This window comes from Acinetobacter sp. YH12045 (assembly GCF_013419925.1).
GTDB classification, from domain to species: domain Bacteria; phylum Pseudomonadota; class Gammaproteobacteria; order Pseudomonadales; family Moraxellaceae; genus Acinetobacter; species Acinetobacter amyesii.
Genome location: NZ_VOZE01000005.1, coordinates 191,830 through 215,609 on the forward strand (window position 1 = coordinate 191,830; position 23,780 = coordinate 215,609).

A 23,780-nucleotide genomic window follows, 5' to 3' on the forward strand; every position below is an offset into this window, starting at 1 on the left:
TTGATTCAGGCTCAGAACCGTCGAAAAGTAATAAGGACAGAATATCCACATGGAAAAACTCTTAGCGACTGCAGCCGTTTTTGCGCTCATGCTGTGGATATGGTCTGAATATTTTCGTGCCATTCCACATTTAGAGCAAACTGGTGTGCTGAAAAATTTTCAGGTCACACCGACTCAGGCATTTTCCGGTGAATATTTGCTGTTGGATAAACGCTACTACAGTGCGAGTAGTCGTACTTTACATCCGGCAGCACCGACCGTGGTGGGTGGCTTTCAAGACTTGGCCTATGTCAGCAATATTGATCTGCTACTGAGTTCAGGCGCAAATGATTTCCAGTCTTTAAAATATCATCTTGAATGGTCGCAGCAGAACCGCTGTTTTAACGTACAAGCGAAAAATGTACCCTCGACACAAGTTGAACAGCTCAACTCCGAATTGCAAAATGTCAGTGTGATTGCTCAATCCGAAGACGTCGCAAATCGTATTCGGCGTTTGAAATCAGGGGATCGTGTGGAGATTTTGGGTGAATGGGTGGATGTGCATTCCACCAAAACAGGGAAGTCGTATAGCACCTTTAATGTGTTGAATAAAAAGCCCTGTCATATCCTAAAAATTAATGCCATTCGATTAATCAAAGACTAGGTATTTTTATCTAGATTTGATTGTGCTTAAACATGGCCTTGGACGCTTTAACTCAACTTCCGTGCGCGGGCGAGCAACATGCGCTGACCAATTTTTGGAATGCCTTCAGCATCAAAATACTGCGTTTCAAAACATTCAAACTGGGCATCTTCAAGCAACTTTTGCATATGACGATCCAGATGACAGCCATCCGCGACTTTCTTTTGAATGGGCGTGAGTAAATGCTGTAACTGCTTAATTTTTCGATTTTCATTGTGTTGTACATGCTCAACCAAATGAAATGTCCCTGTTGGTTTAAGGACACGGTAGATTTCTTCAAGCGCAGTTTCAATATCGGCAATGCTGCATAAGGTCTATGTACTCACGACATGATCTAGACTTTCATCTGCAAAGGTAATTTTTCAGCACCGGCTAAAATATGCTGTACCTCAAAGGGTGCCGCATGTACACGTTCAGCAGCTAAATGAAAAATATCGGGATTGGGCTCAAGGGCAAAAACCGTATCGACATTTTGATAAAACGCTAAATTCAAACCTGTACCAAAGCCAATCTCGAGTACTTCACCAGACACGGCTAACAGGAGTTCGCGTCGTTTATCCATCAGGCTCGGTACTTGCATGACTTGATTTAAAAGATGCGGAAAAATGTGTTGTTGATAAAATTTATAAATCATAGCGGGCATTGTTGTTGGTTTTTTTAAAGTGTAAATCATGTCGTGGAGCATGAATATGGGCCAATTGACTGAATAACAGCATTTTGTTACCAAGTTCATAAGGTTTATGCAGACTGTGTGCGTAATATAGAGTTACAACTAGTGAAAACGACATTCATCAGGCTCAACCTACGCGATTTTAAGCTCATGTTCAGGTTGGGGTATTATGAATAGATGAAGTCGGCTCAATTGCAGAATTAAAATTGAGTAATGTGAAGTATTACAGGGTAAGAGGATAACGCGATGATCAAGCGAATTGCATTAAGTACTGTGCTTGCAGGCTTTTTATTGAATGTCGGTGTCCAAGCGTCTTCAGATTATAATATTGCCAAAGGCTTAGCACCTGCTGCCAAAGGCCAGTCGATTTCTACCTTGAAAGAATTTAAAGGTGATTTCCGAATTTTAGGTTCAAAAACCTATCAAACAGATGAACAAGCAAAATTTTCTCCGATTGATTATGCAGTCAGTTGGGGCTTATTTGCAGAGCCAGAAATTGCTCGTACGATTTCAGTCAATCAATATGACCGTTTCTTAAATTGGAAAATGGATCGTGTTCCTGTACCGCAAAAGCAAGCCATGATGATGGTGTCGAATATGCACATCATTCCTGCAAACCCGCAAATTGCGAAGCAAATTACTCAAGTGAAACGTGGCGATCTTGTGCGTTTAAAAGGGGATTTGGTTGAGGTGAAAGACAAAGATTTGGTTTGGACTTCATCTTTGACCCCAACAGATACGGGTGATGGGGCTTGTGAAGTTTTTCGTGTAAGTTCGATTCAGTGGATTGAAAAAGTCAAAGGCTAAACTTCGATTACATCGAGATCGTATTGAAATCGGTGTGCATTAGATTCAAGGTAAAATAATTTGATGATGAAAATGACGATAAAGAAACAGCTTATTTTGAGTCTAATGTTGGCGAGTGGTTTGGCGCTTGGCGGATGTACCAGTATGAGTTCAACTGTAGATGGGAAAACCCATGTATTTACTGAACAGCAAAGTTGTCCGACCTTGCTTGAGATGGATCGTGGACAGACTTTGGAAGTACTGTTAAACGAAAATCCAAGTACTGGTTATGTATGGTCTTTGGCTGAGCAACCGAAACTTTTTAAAGTTGAAGAAGTGTTTCAGTCAGCTCAACAACAACAAGCTGCTGCTGCAGATGCGACACCAGTGCTTGGTGTCGGTGGTCAAAAAACTTATCGTTTTACCGCAACGACTGCGGGTGAAGAATTACTACATTTGAAGCATGCACGAGCTTGGGAAAAAACCGCGATGGCTGAATGGACTTGCAGAGTTCGAGTATCTTGATTTGAACCAATGATGAAAAGATAAAAAAGCCAGTATTTATACTGGCTTTTTTATTGCAGATGAACTGATTTAAAACGTCCACGTATGCATTATTTCGCGCTCAGCGCTTGACCGTCAAATTGAATACCTTCCCAACCATTTTGCATAAATTGGCGAATGTTTTGGTGGTCAGTTGCGTCTGGTGTCGCCAAAACAGCAGCATAATGTTCAGCAAAAAGACTTAAGGTTTCAGCTTGGTTTAGACCATTCAATTGGGCAAAAGAAAATACTTTGGCACTGCCTTGGTTTTCAGTCGCTGCATTGGCTTGTTTGCCATTGGTAAAAGCGGTTGGTGTGTGGTTATAACGCGCTTCAATAAATGCAATCACATCTGAAAATTTCGCAGTCCCTGCTTGAAGTTGATCTAATAATTCCTGAGCCATAATGTCCTCTTTCAATAAAAAAATACCGCAAAGTGTTGCAGACTATAGCAAGCTTTGGCCCAAACATTTAACACTATTTGCGTAAATTAAATGCGTGTATATTGAAGGGCGACCTTAGGCAGACTGTTGCCTAAATTGTAGATACCAATGATGTTGAAGTAGGACAACTATGAACTGGCTTTTGGTCGCATGTGGCGGCGCAATTGGAGCAACACTTCGCTATGCAGCAGGACTGTTATTGGCCAAGCCAACAGTACTCTTTCCATGGGCTACATGGTGGGTGAATATTTTAGGTTGCTTTTGTGCAGGTGCGTTCTTTGCATTTAGCCAAAAATATCCCGTTCTACAAAATGAAGCACGCTTATTGCTTATGGTCGGGATCTTAGGTGGCTTTACCACATTTTCCAGTTTCGGCTTAGAAACCTTTCAACTGCTCAGACAAGGGCAAAGTGGGCTGGCATTTAGTTATGCCATTTCCAGTGTGGTAATTGGTGTCATCGTATTGGGGCTGGGATATTACTTATTTCAGTCGATTTTAAAAATAGATGTTTAAAACAACGTTTGAAAACCACAAAATTTCAGACATAAAAAAAGAAGCTCAGGCTGGAGGAGGGGAACCCTGAACTTCTTTAATGTTTTAATTTTAAAAGCAAAAACTTAATCGAGACTGAACTTATTGTGAGCGTTTGAAACGCGCAAAGCGTTTATTAAAGTTCGCAATACGTCCTTCGTTATTCACTTGGCGTTGTTCACCTGTATAAAAAGGATGTGATGCACTTGAAATATCGAGCGTCACATAGGGATAAGTTTTGCCTTCAAACTCTTTGGTTTGATTGGTGCTTAAGGTACTGCCAATCACAAAAAAGGCATTGGCATTGGTGTCATGAAAGAGCAATTCACGGTATTCGGGATGGATGTTGGCACGCATTATTCTGTTCCTTAAATTTATTGACTTAAGCAATGTTATAACATAACAATATAAAATGCAAATATTGCCCGAAATTCATCAGGCAATCAGCGCGTCATGTTCACTTAAGCGCTAGGTGGGACCAACTCATCAAAGAGATCATTGAGATTGTCATTCACTTTCAAATGAATCAAATTCCAATAATGCCCTGAAACAGTCCGGTTCACCATCAGGGTGTCTGGCGACGGTTTAAACACATCCCAGTATTTAAGAGAAGGCTTAATTAATTCTACCCCGTCATGGTGTGCTGAGTTTTCAGCAAAGTCGTATTGTGTGGTCAGTGGACGCATCAGCACTTCTAGCCATTGTTCATACAACTCCGCAGGAAATTTACCGAGTTCATTGAGTGAATGTAAGGCATCGAGTTGCTGTTCCATCAGCGGAATATCGTGCTTGCGTGCAGCATTGATCAATTGCTTAAAATGCGACACGATTTCAGGAGACAGGGTTTTCACACCGCCGTAGTCATATACGATGACGGAACCATCTTCACGAAAGGCGAAGTTGCCCGGATGTGGGTCACAGTGGAAACGTTTAAGGAAGAAAATTTCACGGCCTATGGCACGGAATAAGCGCCTTCCCAAGGCATTTCGTGTTTCTTGTGACCATGTGCTGGCAGTTTCTATACTGTCGCCAAGCTCTAGACTTAGAGTCAAAATATGACGTGAAGAATAATCTTTATAGACTTGTGGAATGATGATTTTGTCATCCAGCGCACTATGAAACGCACGGGCCACATCTAAGTTTTGCGCTTCAATTTCATAGTTCAGTTCGTTGTCTAAACTGTCCTGAATTTCACGAAATAGCTTGTCTTGTAACTTCCGATCAATTTTTAATACGCCCATCAGACGAAGTGCAAGGCGAACTTGTTTTAAGTCACTTTCACAGGCTTCTTCGACACCCGGATATTGCACTTTCACCACCACCTGCTGACCATTAGGTAACACGGCTTTATGCACCTGCCCAATGGATGCAGCGGCAAAAGGTTGTTCTTCAAAACTTTTAAAAATTTGCGCGAGGGGTTTGCCGAGTTCTTGTTCTACTTGGGCCTTAATTTCAGCAAAAGGCATGGCTGGCGCTTGGCGTTGTAATTTACTGATCGCTTTTGCGACTTCAGGTGGAAAAATGTCTTTGTACTGCGAGGCAATTTGTCCGACTTTCATCACCGCACCTTTCATTTCACCCAAAGTGTCTGCAATTTGCAGACCGATGTCCTGAAAAAGTTTACTGCGAGATGCATTTTTCTGTTCTTCATCGGCAGTGATATTGCGGATGGAATTGGAAACGGTTTTAGTAGCAATGCTTGCCGTCATACTGGCAAGTTTCATAAAGCGACGACCCGGTGTGCTAGCCGTTTTTGCCATGTGATGTTCCTCAAGATCATCATTTATTATCTAATACCGATCATAGGCGACAAAACACAAACTGCCTACTTTAAATTGTTAAGACTTTATTTGCATTGATAAAATGATGGGCAAAAATGTAAATACTGAAAATAATTCAGGCAAATTTAAGCCACGCGCTGAATGGTTTAAAATATCGCGTCGCTAGAAGAGAACTGAACGATGAAAGTGTATCGCTATTTAACCGGTAAAGATGATGTCAATTTCTGTGCTCGTGTGACCAAAGCTTTAAATGAAGGCTATGAATTGTATGGCTCACCAACCATGAGTTTTAATGGGACAGATGTGATCGTCGGGCAGGCGATCGTGAAAGACGTAGAAGACGACAGCCAAGTGCCACAAGGTTTAAAAAATGCCATCGAGGCGCTTAATTAGTTGGCTTTTGCTGCTTTGCTTGCTTCACTGATGTTATGCCTGTAAAAGTATTTACGCATTTAAAAAAAGATTTTCAATTCTATTCTGTAGAGTCTTTCATCAAGGGATTGAATAAAGAGATTAGCCTTCAGCTGGAGGTACTCTTACGAAACGTTGTTTCTCATTCGGCAAAATGAGAAGCGTGCTTCGCAAGGAAACCATCTTGCGGTGCAATGCACCTCACCGACAAAACTCGTTCGCTAGCGTCTAATTATTTAAAGTATCGCAAAAACATTTTTGATTAGAACTAGTCCTGTCTCAAACAATTGCAGATGACTTTTTCGTGTATCGTTCTTTTTTTGAATCAAATTGAGCAACTGATGTCACTCCGTAACATCAGTTGTTTCAGTTTTTTCGAGTTCTAAATGTGGACTGAGATATTTGCTGCATTGATTATGGTGTAAATTTTCATTCAAGGTGATAAGGTTTTGCGTCACGATAAAATCCTGATCATCCGCAGAGACAAACTTTTGATTGGCCTTGATGAAGTCCTGATAGGTGTATGCCATACCAGTCTGCTGACAACTTAATTTTAAACGTGTGGTATAAGAGTCCGCTTGTTGTTCATGATAAAAGCGAAAGGCTGTCCAAAGTGCTTGATTGATGTAATCAAATTCGGGTTGTGATTGGACTTTGATGGGTGCGTAATATAAAGGAAATTCATGTCGGTTGATTGACTGTTCAGCTTGTAGTGACATGGAAAAGCCTAAGCTCAGACAGAGACTGATCGAGCGAAATACATGGGACATGTTTATTTTCCTCTTCTTCGTGCTTTTTATTTATGGCGTTGCTATGCAGCGTGTTAATTTGCATTAATCTTCTGCATAGCCTAGCCGTCTTTTTTAAGTAACTTTTTAGATGATTTTTAAGGGCTTATCCCGCTTGAGCTAAACGTTTATTCATCATAAATAAACGTGTAAGTAGCAGTATACAGGCGACAGTCAGACCCACAATTAGGCCAATCCAAACGCCTGCAGCACCAGTCGTGGTGAAGCGTGCAAGATAGATCCCGACAGGGAAGGCAATGATCCAATACGCGATCATGGTGATCCACATCGGCCCTTTAGTGTCTTGCATGCCGCGTAAACACCCTGCGGCACTGACTTGCCATGCGTCCATCAACTGATAGGCAATCGCGAACAAGACCAAATATACTGCAAGCTGAGTCACATCATAGTCATTGGTATACAGTGACACAATTTCATTACGTAAAAGCCAAAGCAGTAGCATGGTAATCAGGGCAAATACCGTCCCTGTCAACATACCGACTTTCTGGACTTTTCGCATAGCCAGCCAGTTCTTTTCCCCATAATAGGTACCGACCCGAATGGTCAGCGCAATCGCCAGTGACATGGGAATCATAAACAATTGCGAGGTAATCGAAATGGCGACTTGATGCGCTGCAATGGTAACTTCGCCTAAGGGACTCAACACAATAGCGGCTGTACTAAAAATACTGACTTCAAAGAAAATGGCTAAGCCAATAGGAAAGCCGAGTTTTAAAATACGTTTGATCCATTCACTGTTCATTTTTTCAAAAGCAGCGAAAGGTTGGGTTTTTTGATAGGCCGATCCTTTGAAAACGTACATCGCCAAAGCAAAGAACATTAACCATTGCAAAATCGCGGTGGCAAATCCACATCCAGCAGAACCCAGTTCAGGGACTGGGCCTAAACCATACATAAAAATAAAGTTCAGTGGAATTAACACCAATAAGGCCAGCAGACTCAGCACAGTGACTGGACGTGGATGCCCCAATGCTTCTGAGTAACCACGTAAAGCTGCGTACATGGTGACAGCAGGCATACCTAAACTAATGGCGTGTAAGAATAAGCTCGCCTTCGGAAGTAATACTTCAGGGACACCCAATAACGGTAAAAGCAGCGGCATAGCTTGTAAGACTAATGCGGCAATGATCCCTAAAAATAATGCGAGCCACAAAGACTGACGGGCGATGGTGGCAATTTTTTCAGGCGTGCGAGCACCATTGGCTTCTGCCACTAATGGGGTGGTTGCAATCATAATGCCGCTGAACAGCAGCATGACCGGTATCCATAAACCGACCCCGACCGCAATGGCTGCAAGGTCATTGGCGGACATGTGTCCAGCCATGATGGTATCAATGAGACCAAATCCCGCTTGCGCAAACTGCGTGATCAATATCGGGATCATTAAATGAAACAGTTGTTTTAATTCATACTTGCTGCTTGTTACAGCCGTGACAGTAGACACAGAATGTACTCATTTCTTGTGAGGTGCTTAGGAATGAGGTCTTAGCGTTGGAAAGTGAGAAGCACACCAATAAAAATCACCACGCCACCCAATAAGCGTTGCCAGTTAATCGGGGTTTTTTCAGTGCCGAGCAAGCCAAAATGGTCAAATACCATCGACATTAAGATCTGTCCAAAAATAATCAGACCGGAGAGGGATAAAAAACCCAGTTTCGGTGCGGTATAAATACTGATACTGATGGCATAAACACCCAAACATCCCCCCAGCCATAAATACCAAGGGATTTGAGCAAAACTCGCAAAGTCCGGTTTTTCGGCCGATTGAAAAAACACCATAAAGGCGAGGACTATTGTACCAATCAAAAAAGAAAAAAGGGCAGCTTGCAGCGGTGAATATAAATATTCACGCAATTGGCTGTTGATCGCTGTTTGAATGGTCATGGCGATACCAACACCCATCGCGAGCGGCAGTAAGTACAATAAATGGCTGCTTATTTTCATCTTCTAATCATCTAATTCTTCTTTAATTTTATTAGTCTACTGTATTGTGGATGAGATTTCATAAGCGCTCTGATGCAGTCATGTTAAAATGCGCTTACTTCTTTTGTTCCTTTTGAGCATTTTCCTTGGTTGAATTAAATCCTGCAGTTGTTCCGTTATCTTTATACATTCACATGCCGTGGTGTGTGCGCAAATGTCCATACTGTGACTTTAATTCGCATGCAGTGCCGAATGGTGAATTGTCTTTAGACTTAGAACAAGAATATTTACAGGCGTTGGTTGAAGACTTTAAAACGCAAGTCGATTTTGCTCAGGGTCGCTTGATTCATAGTGTATTTATTGGTGGGGGTACACCATCGCTCATTTCATCCAAAGGCTATCAATGGTTATTTGCTCAACTCAAAGCGTTAGTGCCATTTGAAGCGGACTGTGAAATTACCTTGGAAGCCAATCCGGGCACGGTTGAGCACGATCCTTTTGCCGGTTATTTAGATGCAGGGATTAATCGTCTATCTATCGGTGTGCAAAGTTTTAATACCGACCAGCTGAGAAAACTGGGCCGGATTCATTCCAATGATGATGCGATTTCTGCCATTCAGCATGCAAAAGAGGCGGGTTTTGAACGCGTAAATGTCGACTTGATGCATGGCCTGCCTGAACAAACCATTGAGCAAGCGCTTTTGGATTTGAAATTGGCTGTGGAAAATGGGGCAACCCATGTGTCGTGGTATCAATTGACCATTGAACCCAATACAGTTTTTTTCCGCACAAAACCGATTTTACCTGTCGATGATGTGCTTGAAGATATTCAAGAACAGGGCGAAGCCTATTTAACAGCGCAAGGCTTTATCAATTATGAAGTATCGGCATGGCGTAAAGAAAAGCCGTCGGCACATAATTTAAATTATTGGCAGTTTGGCGATTATTTGGCGATTGGCGCAGGCGCACATGGCAAAGTGACCATGCCAGACGGGGTGTATCGTTTCCAAAAAACCCGATTGCCGAAAGACTATTTAGCCAAAGTACCTGCTGAACATCTTCAGTTTAAGCGCATCGAAGCAGCCGACATGCCTTTTGAATTTATGATGAATGCACTTCGTTTAAATCATGGGGTGGAAGCCAAGCTATATAGCGAGCGTACAGGGGAAAGTTTAGAGCCGATTGCCGAGTTATTGAACTCATTACGTGAACGTAAATTGATGGTCAATGATCCAACACGTTTGTCTTGTACCGAGCAGGGGCATATCTTTTTAAACTCAGTATTGGAAGAATTCCTGTAATGAAAGCTATGTCAAACTTGTTTTAAAATTTGAGCGACAAGTAATTTTTCATATTTCGAATGTAATTTGCAGAATGTGTATGAAATTATTCAGTTGATAATTGAATTTATATGGCATAAAGGAACTTCAGAAAATGAAATATATTTTAACTGCGACGTTATTAACTATAGCTTTGGTGGGTTGCACCGATAAAAAAGCACCATCAGAACAAAATGTTGCAACAGAGGCAACGGCCACAACTGCACAAACAAACGATGTTGCAGTAGCTCAAGATGAGCAAGTGATTCACTTTACAGGGCCACAAGATCTTAGCCTTGAGTTAAAAACCAAAGATAATTTTGAAACCGCACAATTGACTGATAATTCTGATCGTGTGTATGAATTGAAACGAGCAGTTTCAGGAAGTGGTGTACGACTTGCCAACGACCAAGGTGTTTCAATTCACTTTAAGAACTTTAATGGTGTGAATGAAGGCACAGTTGAGTTGGTAAAAGATAAACCCATAGAGATTAAAGAATTTATTGCTGATAAAGCAAAGTAAATATTAAAAAAAGACCGCATGAGCGGTCTTTTTTTAATTTAGCTTAACGATGTTTCGGTGGCATTGGCGGTAATTTATGCTGCGAAGCAGGTTTGTGTTGATTGCCTTTAAAAGCTACTGCCTTATGATTTTGTTTGGCAAATTTTGCATGAGCTTGTTGATGCTCTTTTTTCACTATTTGCGGCCCAGCAGGTTTGTGATGTATTGCTTTAGGCGGTACAGGTTTTTTATCAAAGTGTGGAGCAGGTGATGGATTTTTATGATTGAATGCAGGCGCTGCCATTGCAGACATTGTCGCAGTTATTGCAATCAGACCAATCATTAATGAAGACATCAATTTTTTCATGGTTACGCTCTTTATGAATCAATGAAGTCATCATAGGGGGAGGCTATGGAGAAGATATGAAGTTGTATGAGATACAAATGTAAAGCTAAAATTATGGAGTTAAATTTACTTTAAGTATTTAATATTTATTAAATAAAATTATGTTTTAGCGATAAGGTGTTCTATTTTTGTTGAAAAATACAACAATATTTCTCCATATAAAGTTCATCTTTATACATTGTTATTACCTCATGAAGAAATTAAGAATACTACTCGTAATTCCTATAGATCAAAATTAAAAGAGAAGACAAAAAAGACCGCCGAAGCGGTCTTTTTATAGAGTCATTTAACTCGGTTTAAAGCTTAGTAGTCAAAGCTAAAGTGTTCAGGAGCCAAAGAAGTCATGGTCTTCGATGGGTTAACCATTGCTTCAGCGTGACCTTGTGAGCGTGGTAATAGACGTTCAAAGTAGAAGTCTGCCACTTTGATTTTTGCTTTATAGAACTCAGGAACTTCTGCACCATTGCCTTCTGCTAATTTTTCAGAAGCTACGGCAGCTTGTTGTGCCCAGAAATAAGCCATCATCACGTAGCCAGAGAACATCAAGAAATCGACAGAAGCAGAAGATACGATGTCACGGTCTTTACGTGCTGCAAGCATGATACGAACCGTTAATGCATTCCACTGTGCGCAAAGCTTCGTTAAGTCCCACGCAAAACGACGCATGTATTTGTTACGTGCATGTTGACCACAGAACTTCAAGATTTCTGCTGTGTAGTCACGAATCACTTTACCTTTAGAGGTCAGCAGAACTTTACGACCAATCAAGTCTAGTGCTTGAACACCGGTTGTGCCTTCGTAGAGAGTAGAGATACGTGAGTCACGAACGATTTGTTCCATGCCCCATTCTTTAATATAACCATGACCACCGTATACTTGCATACCATGGTTTGCAGCTTCATAACCCATTTCGGTTAAGAAACCTTTGAGAATCGGTGTGTAGAAGCCTAAGTGGTCATCATGTGCTTCAAACGCTGCTGTATCACCGCGGGTTAAAGCATCAGTCATTTTGTCCGCAATTTGAGCTGCATAGTAAATCATTGAACGGCCGCCTTCAGCGATCGCTTTTTGAGTTAAAAGCATACGACGTACGTCTGCATGGTGAATAATCGCATCGGCTACTTTTTCAGGATCTTTTTTACCTGAAAGCGCACGCATAGACATACGTTCTTTCGCGTATGGAAGTGCGCCTTGGAATGCCAATTCAGCATGTGCAATACCTTGAATTGCTGTACCAATACGTGCAGTGTTCATGAAGGTGAACATTGCATGTAGGCCTTTGTGTTTTTCACCGATCAAGTAACCAATGGCATTGTCAAAGTTCAGCACAGCTGTTGCCGAAGCACGGATCCCCATTTTGTGTTCAATCGAACCACAAGTCACTGGGTTGCGTTCGCCCACTGAACCGTCTGCGTTCACAAGGAATTTTGGAACGATGAACAATGAAATCCCTTTAGTACCTGCAGGAGCATCTGGAAGACGAGCAAGTACGATATGCACGATGTTATCTGTTAAATCATGCTCACCCGCAGAGATGAAGATTTTTGTACCAGAAATTGCATAGCTACCGTCAGCTTGAGGTTCCGCTTTGGTTTTTACCTGACCTAAGTCGGTACCGCATTGAGGTTCAGTTAAGCACATGGTGCCTGACCAAGTTCCAGCAACAAGGTTCGGTAAATATTGGTTTTTCTGTTCTTCTGAACCAAATTGTAGAATGGTGTTGATACAACCTACGCTTAGACCCGGATACATTTGGAATGACCAGTTTGCTGTACCCATCATTTCAGATTTGATGAGATTCAACGACTGTGGCAAGTTTTGACCGCCAAATTCTTCAGGGAAAGACAGACCTTGCCAGCCACCCTGTACAAATTGGTCATAGGCTTCTTTAAACCCTTTTGGTGTTTTCACATCACCATTTTCAAAATGACAGCCTTCTTCATCACCCGTTTGGTTTAAAGGTGAAAGGATGTTTTCACAAAAATCCGCTGCACCTTCTAAAATCATGTCGACAGTATCTGCATCAGCAGCTTCACCATTAGACAAAGTTTTGTAGTGTGCTGGGTAATCGAGCACTTCATTCATTAAGAAACGAATATCGTGTAAAGGCGCTTTATATGCAGGCATAGTCTTAATCCTAATATCTAAATTTTTTTGGATTATCTGTATTGATGATTTGATTATTCATAATTTCATCCAAAAAACATTGATGAATACGCCCTTAAAAAATGTCAGAAAGGCGAATTGTAATATTTAACCAACATGTGAAAAGTAAACTTCTGATAGACTAGATGTTGATCTTTTGATCATTTTTTTCTTTTAATAAATCATAAAGAACTTAGGTCTTTCGTACAATTATGCGATTAAAATATATAACACTTTGTTTACTGGGTTTGAGTATTACTGGGTGTGCTCAACATGTCATAAAAACCAATTCAACGGATCAGTCTCTTGGGCAACAAGCCACTCAAGGCTTAAACGCAATGTTTGAAAATGCCAGTTATGACATGAAAGGGCAATTTTCAATTCAGACAGATATTCAGTTCGATGAAAAAAAGCCTGAAACCAAGTCAAAACCTGCGATAAGCACACAGCCAGAGCTGGATCCTAAACTTAAAAAACAACTGGATCAGTTGATTAAAACCCAAAATATTCCGTTTAGCCAAAAAGAAAAGAAACAGCTCTATCAAGCCATTGCCAATGAATCGATCCCACCATCAGCGCGTTATAGCGATGAAGAGGATGGCGTTTCTCCGCAATCTAAAATTGCACAATCACTGCTGAATGTGTTGAATGATTTACAGTTTAGCTATAGCGGTTCAGTACATTTTAGAGAAAAACTTGCCGCCTTAACCTTACAACTGAGTTATCAAAAACCGACTTTGCAGGTCAATGCACAGTTGCCGATGATCATTGATTTTAATCAACATAAATTTTATACCAACTACTTTGCGTTCATGCCGTTTATGGTAAATCGTGAAAGCCAAAGCAGCTTGGCTTATGTGGATTTTTCAAAACATAAAGAGACGATTGCTCAGTACGATTTGAAAAAATTTGCTGACTATTTAAAACAAATGAATGCTTTGCCCTATGTCTTGGCAGAGCCGAATCAAGTGCAAAATATTGCTTTAACACGTGATGAAAAAAATGCAGGGCTGACTAAAAAAATCCGCTATGTGGGTGATCTTAATGCGCTATACACCCAGCTTGAACTTTTCGATTTTGTGAATGCCAACTATTACACCACGCAAATCAAAGGTCAGCGTAATAGTGACGCCGAGCAAGATGAATCTGTGGACGCTGCTGCGCATCTCAGTGCTTCCGAAGAGGCGATGGCTGCGGCTGAAGCGGCGGGAGGGACTGCAGTAGCGGCAGCAGTTGAGGATGAAGACTTTGATGAGGCTTATGCATCTGTAGAACGTGTGAATGAGCTGCTCAATGCGAAAATGCATGGCCTGATGTATCACCAACACGAAACGGAAGAAGAACAAACGTCTTCTGCCGCTGAATCTGCTGAAGAGGCGATTGATACTGCAAGTGCATATGCGGAGGCAACCGCGGGTGATGACGAAGAAGCCTATAGTTCGGATACTGAAGTAACCGAAGTTTATGCGGCTTCCGAAGAAGATGATGAAACAGCGAACTTATCTGAGGAAGTCTGTCAGGCCTTGATGAATACCAAACAGGTGCCGATTGGTAAAGTCACACTGTGTCAGGATTATCAAGATGTTCGGGTGATACCGCTGCAAGAAGATGCTGTACCATCGGCTTCTGATGCGGACACATCCAATACAGATTCAGAGATTTCGGACGCTGTTGAGCAGTTAAAACCAGTATTCCAGCAATATCAAAGTGAACAACTTGTCGATGTAAAACAATTCCAGCAATTATGGCAAAAGCATCAAGCTGAAATTGCGCAGGTGCTGAATGCACAGGATAAATCATCTTCGAATGTGGTGATGGATGTAGGCTTAGATCACAAAGGCCGCGTCCAAGTAATGGACTATCAATTGGCCTTTAATGAGCCACGTTTAGGTCAATTAAAGCTGAAAAGTAGCAACCAAATCTTTAATTATGGCAATGCGACTAAAATTGATCGTCAAGCCATGAAACAGGCAAAATCCATTGAGGAAGTCAGTAAAGATTCACTCTTTGAAAATATGTTGAAAGGTCTGCTTGCACCAATCACGGGAAATGATCCTCTGCTTGTTGAAGCAGAAACTGCATCGGTCGATGATGTCCGTGCTGCAAATGAAGAAATCGAACTTCCTGAATATCTCAGTACTGTGGCATTGCAAAGTTATAAACGTCATCAATCTGAAGTGAAAGCCTATCAAGCGGCATTTGTCGTGGCATTTGCTAATTATCGCGCTCAGTATGTGCGTTATTACTCAGCCAATGATTTGAATGAAATTGCTGAAGTTTATGCATATCGATTTGTTGATGGCTTAAAAGAGCCAACAGGCAATGCGCTGAAACGTTTAAATCAATTACGTGATAAGCATGCTTTGCATCGCTATCAAGACTTTGATGACTTAGGTTCTTCAGTCAATCATTATGTGCAGTCGGGGATTGGTGAGTACAAAGCTCAGGTTGAATGGAAGCAGTTGCAAAAAACCTATAAGACTGATCAGGCGATTTTTGCACATTTATATCAACAAAACTTTTTAGCTAGCTATGAACTGGAAGGAACTGAAAAAGCGCATTTGGTGAAAGCATCAAAAATCTATGCGCAAGCCTTTGCTGATGATATCAAAGGAAAATTATCAGAAGCGTCATTGCAAGGCCTAGCAGCAGAACACGAAGAGTTGTTCAGCCAATCGGCTTATTATGAGACTTATAAGGCGATACAAAAACATAAGAAGTAAGTTGGATCAAAAAAAGAACCTCAATTGAGGTTCTTTTTTTAGGTGTTTAGCCTGCTCAGAAAGTGAATTGAGCAAATCATTTTGAATTATAGAAAGTCTTTTAGATCAGGTTTAATGCCATTCCAAATGGAAAAAGATTCGATTGCTTGACCAACCAACATGCCAAAACCTTCTGAGGTTGGAACATGGCGTGCTTTGGCTTGATCCAAAAATGTCGATGGTTTGCCATAGGCCATTTCATATGCGTGGGTGAATTGTAATGCTTCAGGCAAAATTAGCGGATCACCCGTTAAGCTTGCCGATGTGGCATTAATCACCAGATCAAATTGACCTGCTAATTCGGCGAGGGCAATGGCTGCAAGTTCGGCATTGGGGACAGCAGTTTTTAAGTCAGCGACCAATTGTTCAGCACGCGCTAAAGTACGGTTGGCAATCACGATTTTTTTGGCCCCAGCTTGTACCAGTGGATAAATCACGCCACGTGTCGCACCACCTGCACCAATAATTAAAATATCGCTCTGTTCTAAATTCCAATCTAAGGCACGGATGGCATCGACTAGGCCTTGTCCATCGGTATTATCACCATGGAGTGTGCCATCTTGCATCCATAATGTATTGACCGCACCTGCAATTTTGGCACGTTCAGTAAGGACGGCACATTGTGCATAGGCTTGTTCTTTAAATGGAACAGTGACATTCATACCGATGCCACCTTCGGCAAAGAAGGATTCGACACTGTGCTGAAAACCATCGAGTGGCGCAAGTCGTTTGCTGTACTGAATGTCGAGGCCTGTTTTTTCAGCGAAGGCATGATGAAGTTCAGGTGAGCGTGATTGTTCAATCGGGTTGCCAATCACGGCAAATTGTTTGCTCATTGCACAGCGTCCATGTAGATGTGAAAGAGCAGACAATATACGCCAAAACCGAAGATGGCTAAAGTTCGGGCAGTCTTAAAATCGTGAAATAAAGGCGGAAAATTAAGGATTACAAATATCTAAGACGCTTTGAATCAAGATGCTCGCAGCACTGATGACTAAACCAATCAAAGCAACCACCATGAAGCCAATAGCCAAATTATCATTCAAAGACGTTTCGGAAAAAATATTGGTACTGATAGCGCTGATCAGCACAACAGCAAAGCTCCAAAACACCAAGGCAGTAAGACTGACTGCTTTTTTATTGAGTGTTTGATGTGTCATGTGCGTTGTACTCCGTACAAGAAAATTACAGCCATGAGTTTATTGACACATTGTGCAATGACATAGCGTAAAGCTGTTTAAAAGATGTGTCATTGTTAAGCAATATGATTACAAAGTAAATGCTTAAAAAATTTATTTATGCATCAAGATATTACCTAGAAATATAAATACTTTAATTAAAAGGCAATGAAAAGCCCCTGATGGACAGAGGCAAATACATGTCTATCTATTTTATTTCAATATATTAAGCCAATCATGCGGTTTTAAATAAAAGTTGGTGAGCTTTTTCTCTGGAGAATTTTCTTCCCATTCAGGACGATACGACCAGCCCGCCAAAGGTGGCATACTTACTAAAATGGATTCAATACGCCCACCAGTTTGTAAACCAAATAAGGTGCCACGGTCATACACTAGGTTATATTCAACGTAACGACCACGACGGTAAAGTTGGAAGTCTCGTTGTGCTTCGGTATAGGCTTTGTCTTGGTTTCTTTGGAAGATCGGTAAAATTGCCTCTAAATAACCATTACCCACGGCCTGCATATATTTGAAACAGGTTTCAAAGTCCCATTGGTTGAGATCATCAAAGAATAAACCACCCACACCACGTTGTTCATCACGGTGTTTGAGATAGAAATAGTCATCACACCATTTCTTATGTTCATCATAGAGTGTATCGCTAAATGGGGCACAAAGATCATGGGCAGTTTGATGCCAAGACAAGACATCTTCATCATTTGGATAAAATGGAGTGAGGTCAAAACCACCGCCAAACCACCAAATCGGATCTTGTCCTTCTTTTTCGGCGACAAATAAACGCACATTGGCATGTGAGGTTGGGACGTTGGGGTTTTTCGGGTGAATTACCAACGACACGCCCATGGCTTGCGCTTTTGCACCTGCAATAGCGGGATGGCGTTCAGTCGCAGAGGCGGGTAATTTTGAAATGTTGATGTGCGAGAACATCACACCGCCTTTTTCAATCACCTTTCCATTTTGAAGAACACGTGAGCGACCACCACCACCTTCAGGGCGTTCCCAGTCATCGATCGCAAATTCGGCACTTCCGCCACCAGCACGTTCTTGCTGTTCCAATGCGGCACAAATCCGTGCCTGTAAATGGCGAAGGAATTTATCTACACGTTGAATATCGGCTGAAGTTGGATTCTGCATGGTGACCTTTATTAAAATAATTTAAAGATAAGTGTCATCAAAGCATAAATTACGTGAAAACTTAAGGCATTTTTCCCGATACTCAGCATCGGATCTTTGCTTTAAATCTGGAAATCTAGTGATTAAATAAAAAGATCATGCAAAGTTAGCAACAATTGCTCCGGCTGAAATTGGGCCTATTCCGACAAATTTGCTAGGTTGAATTCACATCTGAAGCTCAGCACAATAATCATCAGGTAGATTTAAATTGAATCTCATTGATTGAAATGGTGCATCGATGTCTCAGCAGGCGAGTTCTTTAATTCAAAAATACAATGTACCAGGTCCACGCTATACCAGTTATCCAACCGTACCGTATTGGGAGGAAGCTGAGTTTTCATTGCAACAGTGGAAACAGGGATTGAAGCGTTCATTTGATGAGACCAATCACAGTGAAGGCATCAGTCTGTACATCCATCTACCATTTTGTGAAAGCTTATGTACGTTTTGTGGTTGCCATAAAAAAGTCACGAAAAAGCATGAGATGGAGCAGCCTTATATTCAGGCGGTGCTGAAAGAATGGGACTTATATTGTCAGCTCTTGGTCGATCGGCCAATAATTAAAGAAATTCATTTGGGCGGGGGAACGCCTACTTTCTTTTCTCCTGAGCATCTCACCCAGTTGATTCAAGGCATTCTAGTGCATGCTGATATTGCCGATGCGTATGAATTTAGCTTTGAAGGGCATCCGAACAATACCACACGTGAGCATTTACAAGCTTTGTATGATGTTGGTTTTCGACGCGTAAGTTATGGAGTGCAGGATTATAATGAGAAGGTGCAAAAAGCCATCCACCGTATTCAGCCCTTTGCACATGTTGAACAAGTGACACAGTGGGCACGTGATATTGGCTATACCTCTATTTCGCATGACTTGGTTTTTGGTTTGCCATTTCAGGATTTAAACGACGTGTTGCATACCATTGAACAGACCAATCGTTTGATGCCAGATCGCCTAGCCTTTTATAGCTATGCACATGTGCCGTGGATTAAGGGCAATGGTCAGCGTGGTTTTAAAGATGCCGATGTCCCGAAAGATGATTTAAAGCGTCAATGCTATGAAGAAGGTAAAAAACAGCTACTGGCGCAAGGCTATCATGAAATTGGGATGGATCATTTTGCATTAACCCAAGATCCGATGTATCAAGCTTTTCAGCAGGGCAGTTTGCACCGTAATTTTATGGGCTATACCGCATCGAAAACCCAACTGATGATTGGTCTCGGCTTATCTTCGATCAGTGATAGTTGGTACAGCTTTGCACAAAATGAAAAGAAAATTGAAGACTATTATTCACGTTTAGAGCAAAACCAAATTCCTGTTTATCGAGGTCATGTGCTGACTGAAGAAGACTTGATTATCCGTAAACATATTCTGAATTTGATGTGTACATTCCATACTTCGTGGGCAAATACAGACATGCAATTTCCAGAAATTGATGAAGTGGTTGCACAATTAACAGAAATGCAGGCGGATGGATTATTAGAGTTGGGTGATCAGAGCATCCAAATTACCGAAAAAGGCAAACCTTTTGTACGTAATATCTGCATGGCTTTTGACTTAAGGTTAAAACGCCGTGTGCCGGAAAATCGTATTTTTTCGATGACGATTTGAATCTCCCCTAACCCCTCTTTAATAAAGAGGGGGGAAGCCTCCCTTTTGTAAAGGGAGGTTTGGAGGGATTAATTTATGGAGAATTTAAAGGATTTTTAAAAATCGTCCTTTTGATACATATGCGACATACGATCATGTTTGGTTTTTAAATATTGTTCGTTGAATGGATTTAAACCCACAGTCAGCGGAACACGATCAACGACATTCACGCCTTGCTCTTGGAGCGCTTCAATTTTTAACGGGTTATTGGTAATGAGACGCACAGCCGTAATGTTGAGATGATTCAACATGATAGGGCACATATCATAACGACGTGCATCGGCAGGAAGATCCAATAATAAATTGGCATCGACTGTGTCATGGCCTTGGTCTTGTAGGGCATAAGCACGGATTTTATTGGTCAAGCCAATACCACGACCTTCTTGGCGTAAATATAAAATCACCCCTTGACCTGCTTCATTAATTAATTTTTGGGTGGCTTGAAGCTGTGGGCCGCAGTCACATTTGAGTGAAGCGAAGGCATCACCGGTGAGGCATTCGGAGTGGATACGAACTAAAACAGGTTCAGTGGGAGCTTGTTCTAGTCCTTTAGAGAGTGCGACGTGTTCTTCACCGGTTTCAGGATCCTGAAAAACCGTAATATTGAATTCACCAAAAGCGGTCGGTAATCTTGACGTTGCGACAAATTCTATAGGCACTGCTTAACCCGTTTATTCGATTATAAATTGGCTAAAGTATAGCGTAATGCTTGGACATTGGTAGAATTGCAACGACGAATTTATGCAGAACATTTTCTTTTTTGTATAAAGCGAACGATAATAGTTGATAAATAGGAAGATTATTCAGGATAATCTGACTCATTCAAAATCTCCCCAACGAGATCATTGCTAAAAATTACATCGCTACAAGTTTGGCTGATTGTAAGGTGATACAATTCGACGATATGATCGAGTTACCCATTTAGACCGAGCTTAGGAATTTGCCAGGCTTTAGAAGGCTTTGCCACATTATGCTGTATAAAGAAATACCATTTCAACGCCCTGTAACACCGTTGCTGGATACGATTAACCATCCTCAACAACTTCGTTTACTCGAGCGCAGCCAATTAGAGCAAGTGGCGGATGAGTTACGTCAATTTATTTTGTATGCGGCCGGACAAAGTGGTGGGCATTTTGGTGCCAATCTTGGGGTGATCGAATTAACCGTGGCATTGCATTACTGTTTTGATACACCACGTGATCGTCTGATTTGGGATGTGGGTCATCAAGCTTATCCGCATAAAGCCTTAACTGGTCGTCGTGAACAATTAGTGACGATTCGTGCCAAAGATGGTTTGGCTGCGTTTCCTGCCCGTGAAGAATCTGAATTTGACACCTTTGGTGTAGGCCATTCATCAACAGCGATTTCTGCTGGTCTTGGGATGTCATTGGCACGTCGCTTCAAGCAAGATCCCTGTCATGTGGTTGCAATCGTGGGTGATGGCGCGATGACAGCGGGTATGGCTTTTGAAGCCATGAACGATGCGGTGGCACACAATGCTGACCTCATGGTGGTATTGAACGACAACGATATGTCGATCTCATGCAGTACTGGTGGTTTTGCTAAGCATTTGGCTGCGATTTGGGAAAGTGGTCAATCGGTGAATATTTCTGAAAATGGCGAAGCCTATATTCAACCTCATCCTGAATGGGCGTATAACTCACGCCTACATTGTGCTGCGACCGATGCTGCAGACAACCTATTTAAAGCCATTGGCTTTGACTACTTTGGTCCTTTTGATGGGCACGATGTTGAACAATTAACCCACGTGTTTGAAGCCTTAAAAAAACGCAAAGGCCCACGTTTAGTCCATGTCTATACCAAAAAAGGTAAAGGCTTTGCACCTGCCGAAGCAGATCAAATTAAATACCATGCCATCAGTAAACTGAATGCACCTGCTGCTGTGGCAACTGCACCGAAATATTCAGATGTTTTTGGTCAGTGGTTATGTGATGAAGCTGTACAGGATGATCGTTTATTAGCGATTACTCCTGCGATGTGTGAAGGCTCAGGCATGGTGCAATTTGCAAAGCAGTTCCCTGAGCGTTTTTTTGATGTTGCCATTGCAGAACAACATGCGGTGACTTTGGCTGCGGGTATGGCCTGTGAAGGGGTAAAACCGGTTGTTGCAATCTATTCAACCTTTTTACAACGTGGTTATGACCAACTGATTCATGACGTCGCTTTGCAAAATCTCGATGTGACATTTGGTATCGACCGTGCAGGTTTGGTTGGTGAAGATGGCCCAACGCATGCCGGTGCATATGATTATGCCTTTATGCGTACCGTGCCGAACATGGTGATCATGGCGCCGAAAGACGAAAATGAATGTCGTCAAATGTTGCATACGGCTTATTTGTATAAAGGCCCAGCGGCAGTACGTTACCCACGAGGTAATGGACTAGGTGTTGAGATTCAGCAAGAGATGACCGAGCTTGAAATTGGCCGTGGTGAAGTTCTTGCAAACTTCAATGTTCAGCAAGATGCAACAATTTCGATTTTAGCATTTGGTAGCCGTGTTCAGGCAGCGGTTGAGGCGGCTGAAGTATTGGCTGAAAAACTGGATGTTGCAGTTCGTGTGCTAAATATGCGTTTTGTAAAACCATTAGATACACAGTTGATCGATCAAATCGCGGCAAGCACGCAACTATTTGTGACAGTTGAAGAGCATGCAGTGATGGCGGGTGCGGGTAGTGCGGTAAATGAATATTTAGCGCAGGCTAGTATTGTTAAACCGATGCTGAATTTAGGTTTGTCAGATGAATTTATGCATCAGGCGACACATGCTCAAATGCTACAACAAGCTGGACTAGATGCTGAAGGCATTATCACTTCTGTGACACAAAGCTGGATAAAACATAAGTCAACTGTAGTTTGCTGAATTTCTAATTTTTAGAAACAATTTTTCCCTAAAAGCCCTTATATTTGATAAGATATAAGGGCTTTTATGCATTATTCTTTATCAGTATCTTCAAATTTGTAGTGGGTGTTCAATGGAACCTATGGTGGTTATGGCTGCGCGTGCGGCTCAATTAGTTGGTCAAGAGCTTTTAAAAGCGCATCAAAATCGTCATAAACTCGATCTACAAGTCGAAGAAAAAGGAATTGATGGTCCAGTAACGCGTGTAGACCGTTATTTGGAACAATTGACTATCGATACCCTACGTAAAAGCTATAAAAATCACAGTTTCCTAGGCGAAGAGTTTGGTCTTCAAGAAGGTAAAGGTCATGACGCTGATTGGTGTTGGATCATCGACCCACTTGATGGCACATTAAACTTCGTTAATGGTGTTCCACATTTCTGCATCTCTATCGCAGTTCAACATAAAGGTGTAACTCAGCACGGTGTTATTTATGACCCTGTGAAAGATGAGTTGTTCTCTGCAAGCCGTGGTCGCGGTGCGATGATGAACCAACGCCGTATTCGTGTAAATGTAAAAGACAGCTTAGAAAACACTTTCCTTTCAGTGGGTCATGCGTATCGTAAAATTCGTAATGGCGAAGTGGTTTCTTATGCGAAAAACCATTTCAACTCATTGTTAAATGTGACTGAAGCCGGTGCTCAATACCGTCGTTCAGGTTCTGCTGCTCTTGATCTAGCATATGTTGCTGCAGGTCGTTTCGATGGTTATTTCGAACTTGGTTTGAAACCATGGGACATCGCTGCGGGTGAACTTATTGTAAAAGAAGCGGGTGGTACTGTGGTTGATGCTCGTGGTGGTAACGACTCAATGGACAATGGTCAAGTACTTGCATGTTCTATGAAAATGCTTAAACCACTTATGCAAGCTGTTGTTCCAGCTTGGGGTGAAGCTGCTAAATAATAGAACACTTAGTTCGAGTTTATTGACAGAATAATGAAATAAAGCCCTCTTTATGAGGGCTTTATTTTGTCTAATTGGTCAAAAATAAAGGCTTAAACACCTATAATTTAAAGCTTCTTACAAAAAATATTCTGAAGTTGACTAAAACAGGTGACATTTAAAAACTTTCTGCTATAATCCCCGCACGCACTAAATTTCGTTCATTACCTGAACATTCTC

Annotated in this window: 24 protein-coding genes and 1 pseudogene; 11 read left to right on the top strand and 14 right to left on the bottom strand. The window is 41.6% G+C overall.

Annotation, left to right across the window (positions count from 1 at the left end):
• Positions 1 to 49 precede the first annotated feature (49 nt).
• Entirely contained in the window at positions 50 to 643 is a 594-nt protein-coding gene (locus FTU02_RS08940; protein WP_180024322.1) for a hypothetical protein, read from the top strand.
• 47 nt (positions 644 to 690) lie between these two features.
• Here FTU02_RS08940 and FTU02_RS08945 read toward each other — a convergent pair.
• A pseudogene (locus tag FTU02_RS08945) lies at positions 691 to 1,316 on the bottom strand (class I SAM-dependent methyltransferase).
• A complete protein-coding gene (locus FTU02_RS08950; protein WP_180084591.1) occupies positions 1,306 to 1,470 on the bottom strand; it encodes a hypothetical protein in 165 nt (54 codons plus the stop codon). The pseudogene FTU02_RS08945 and the gene FTU02_RS08950 overlap by 11 nt, the downstream one beginning before the upstream one ends.
• Before the next feature lie 128 nt (positions 1,471 to 1,598).
• Between FTU02_RS08950 and FTU02_RS08955 the strand changes: the two genes are divergently transcribed.
• A complete protein-coding gene (locus tag FTU02_RS08955; RefSeq protein ID WP_078189325.1) occupies positions 1,599 to 2,159 on the top strand; it encodes a hypothetical protein in 561 nt (186 codons plus the stop codon).
• A 72-nt stretch (positions 2,160 to 2,231) separates the two neighbouring features.
• The gene (locus tag FTU02_RS08960) at positions 2,232 to 2,663 is read left to right on the top strand and encodes a protease inhibitor I42 family protein (RefSeq protein WP_257221451.1); all 432 of its coding nucleotides are present in this window, start codon (positions 2,232 to 2,234) and stop codon (positions 2,661 to 2,663) included.
• 89 nt (positions 2,664 to 2,752) lie between these two features.
• Here the strand turns inward: FTU02_RS08960 and FTU02_RS08965 are convergent, their stop codons facing one another.
• Entirely contained in the window at positions 2,753 to 3,085 is a 333-nt protein-coding gene (locus tag FTU02_RS08965) for a HopJ type III effector protein (protein WP_078192490.1), read from the bottom strand.
• Positions 3,086 to 3,254: 169 nt separating this feature from the next.
• Here FTU02_RS08965 and crcB point away from each other — a divergent pair, with 169 nt between their 5' ends.
• Entirely contained in the window at positions 3,255 to 3,638 is a 384-nt protein-coding gene (crcB, locus tag FTU02_RS08970) for a fluoride efflux transporter CrcB (protein ID WP_180062842.1), read from the top strand.
• Between the two features lie 120 nt (positions 3,639 to 3,758).
• Here crcB and FTU02_RS08975 read toward each other — a convergent pair whose 3' ends face one another.
• A complete protein-coding gene (locus FTU02_RS08975; protein WP_180084592.1) occupies positions 3,759 to 4,013 on the bottom strand; it encodes a type B 50S ribosomal protein L31 in 255 nt (84 codons plus the stop codon).
• Between the two features lie 104 nt (positions 4,014 to 4,117).
• Positions 4,118 to 5,416, bottom strand: coding sequence for an AarF/ABC1/UbiB kinase family protein (locus FTU02_RS08980; protein ID WP_111884186.1), 1,299 nt, complete (start codon positions 5,414 to 5,416; stop codon positions 4,118 to 4,120).
• 201 nt (positions 5,417 to 5,617) lie between these two features.
• On the opposite strand from FTU02_RS08980, the gene FTU02_RS08985 reads away from it, so the two are divergent.
• Entirely contained in the window at positions 5,618 to 5,830 is a 213-nt protein-coding gene (locus tag FTU02_RS08985; protein WP_078189319.1) for a DUF1737 domain-containing protein, read from the top strand.
• 362 nt (positions 5,831 to 6,192) lie between these two features.
• Here the strand turns inward: FTU02_RS08985 and FTU02_RS08990 are convergent, their stop codons facing one another.
• From FTU02_RS08990 to FTU02_RS09000, 3 genes are all read right to left on the bottom strand, one after another.
• Positions 6,193 to 6,618 carry a hypothetical protein gene (locus FTU02_RS08990; RefSeq protein ID WP_180156793.1) on the bottom strand — a complete coding sequence of 142 codons (426 nt, stop codon included), beginning with the start codon at positions 6,616 to 6,618 and terminating at the stop codon, positions 6,193 to 6,195.
• A 124-nt stretch (positions 6,619 to 6,742) separates the two neighbouring features.
• Positions 6,743 to 8,101 (bottom strand): MATE family efflux transporter, encoded by a 1,359-nt coding sequence (locus tag FTU02_RS08995; protein ID WP_306674307.1) that lies wholly within the window; start codon positions 8,099 to 8,101, stop codon positions 6,743 to 6,745.
• A gap of 41 nt (positions 8,102 to 8,142) precedes the next feature.
• Positions 8,143 to 8,601 (bottom strand): DMT family transporter, encoded by a 459-nt coding sequence (locus tag FTU02_RS09000; RefSeq protein ID WP_180084595.1) that lies wholly within the window; start codon positions 8,599 to 8,601, stop codon positions 8,143 to 8,145.
• A gap of 125 nt (positions 8,602 to 8,726) precedes the next feature.
• Between FTU02_RS09000 and hemW the strand changes: the two genes are divergently transcribed.
• Both hemW and FTU02_RS09010 read left to right on the top strand, forming a co-directional pair.
• Positions 8,727 to 9,881, top strand: a complete 1,155-nt coding sequence (hemW, locus tag FTU02_RS09005) for a radical SAM family heme chaperone HemW (RefSeq protein ID WP_180156795.1) — start codon at positions 8,727 to 8,729, stop codon at positions 9,879 to 9,881.
• Between the two features lie 133 nt (positions 9,882 to 10,014).
• Positions 10,015 to 10,422 (top strand): hypothetical protein, encoded by a 408-nt coding sequence (locus tag FTU02_RS09010; protein WP_078192483.1) that lies wholly within the window; start codon positions 10,015 to 10,017, stop codon positions 10,420 to 10,422.
• A 43-nt stretch (positions 10,423 to 10,465) separates the two neighbouring features.
• On the opposite strand, the gene FTU02_RS09015 is transcribed toward FTU02_RS09010, so the two are convergent.
• Complete coding sequence (locus tag FTU02_RS09015; RefSeq protein WP_180084597.1) at positions 10,466 to 10,768, bottom strand: hypothetical protein; 303 nt, start codon at positions 10,766 to 10,768, stop codon at positions 10,466 to 10,468.
• 342 nt (positions 10,769 to 11,110) lie between these two features.
• Positions 11,111 to 12,934: an acyl-CoA dehydrogenase C-terminal domain-containing protein gene (locus FTU02_RS09020; RefSeq protein ID WP_168379095.1), complete on the bottom strand. Its 1,824-nt coding sequence runs from the start codon at positions 12,932 to 12,934 to the stop codon at positions 11,111 to 11,113.
• A gap of 230 nt (positions 12,935 to 13,164) precedes the next feature.
• On the opposite strand from FTU02_RS09020, the gene FTU02_RS09025 reads away from it, so the two are divergent.
• On the top strand, positions 13,165 to 15,675 hold the full coding sequence (locus tag FTU02_RS09025; protein ID WP_180156797.1) for a hypothetical protein: 2,511 nt from the start codon (positions 13,165 to 13,167) through the stop codon (positions 15,673 to 15,675).
• An 86-nt stretch (positions 15,676 to 15,761) separates the two neighbouring features.
• Here the strand turns inward: FTU02_RS09025 and aroE are convergent, their stop codons facing one another.
• From aroE to hemF, 3 genes are all read right to left on the bottom strand, one after another.
• Complete coding sequence (aroE, locus tag FTU02_RS09030; protein ID WP_180156799.1) at positions 15,762 to 16,550, bottom strand: shikimate dehydrogenase; 789 nt, start codon at positions 16,548 to 16,550, stop codon at positions 15,762 to 15,764.
• A 102-nt stretch (positions 16,551 to 16,652) separates the two neighbouring features.
• A complete protein-coding gene (locus FTU02_RS09035) occupies positions 16,653 to 16,874 on the bottom strand; it encodes a hypothetical protein (RefSeq protein ID WP_078189308.1) in 222 nt (73 codons plus the stop codon).
• 231 nt (positions 16,875 to 17,105) lie between these two features.
• A complete protein-coding gene (gene hemF, locus FTU02_RS09040) occupies positions 17,106 to 18,047 on the bottom strand; it encodes an oxygen-dependent coproporphyrinogen oxidase (RefSeq protein WP_180156801.1) in 942 nt (313 codons plus the stop codon).
• A gap of 277 nt (positions 18,048 to 18,324) precedes the next feature.
• Between hemF and hemN the strand changes: the two genes are divergently transcribed.
• Positions 18,325 to 19,698, top strand: coding sequence for an oxygen-independent coproporphyrinogen III oxidase (gene hemN, locus FTU02_RS09045; RefSeq protein ID WP_180156802.1), 1,374 nt, complete (start codon positions 18,325 to 18,327; stop codon positions 19,696 to 19,698).
• Positions 19,699 to 19,793: 95 nt separating this feature from the next.
• Here the strand turns inward: hemN and ribA are convergent, their stop codons facing one another.
• Entirely contained in the window at positions 19,794 to 20,396 is a 603-nt protein-coding gene (gene ribA / locus FTU02_RS09050) for a GTP cyclohydrolase II (RefSeq protein ID WP_168379100.1), read from the bottom strand.
• 311 nt (positions 20,397 to 20,707) lie between these two features.
• On the opposite strand from ribA, the gene dxs reads away from it, so the two are divergent.
• Complete coding sequence (gene dxs / locus FTU02_RS09055; protein WP_180156804.1) at positions 20,708 to 22,618, top strand: 1-deoxy-D-xylulose-5-phosphate synthase; 1,911 nt, start codon at positions 20,708 to 20,710, stop codon at positions 22,616 to 22,618.
• Between the two features lie 112 nt (positions 22,619 to 22,730).
• A complete protein-coding gene (locus FTU02_RS09060) occupies positions 22,731 to 23,561 on the top strand; it encodes an inositol monophosphatase family protein (protein WP_078189303.1) in 831 nt (276 codons plus the stop codon).
• Positions 23,562 to 23,780 lie beyond the last annotated feature (219 nt).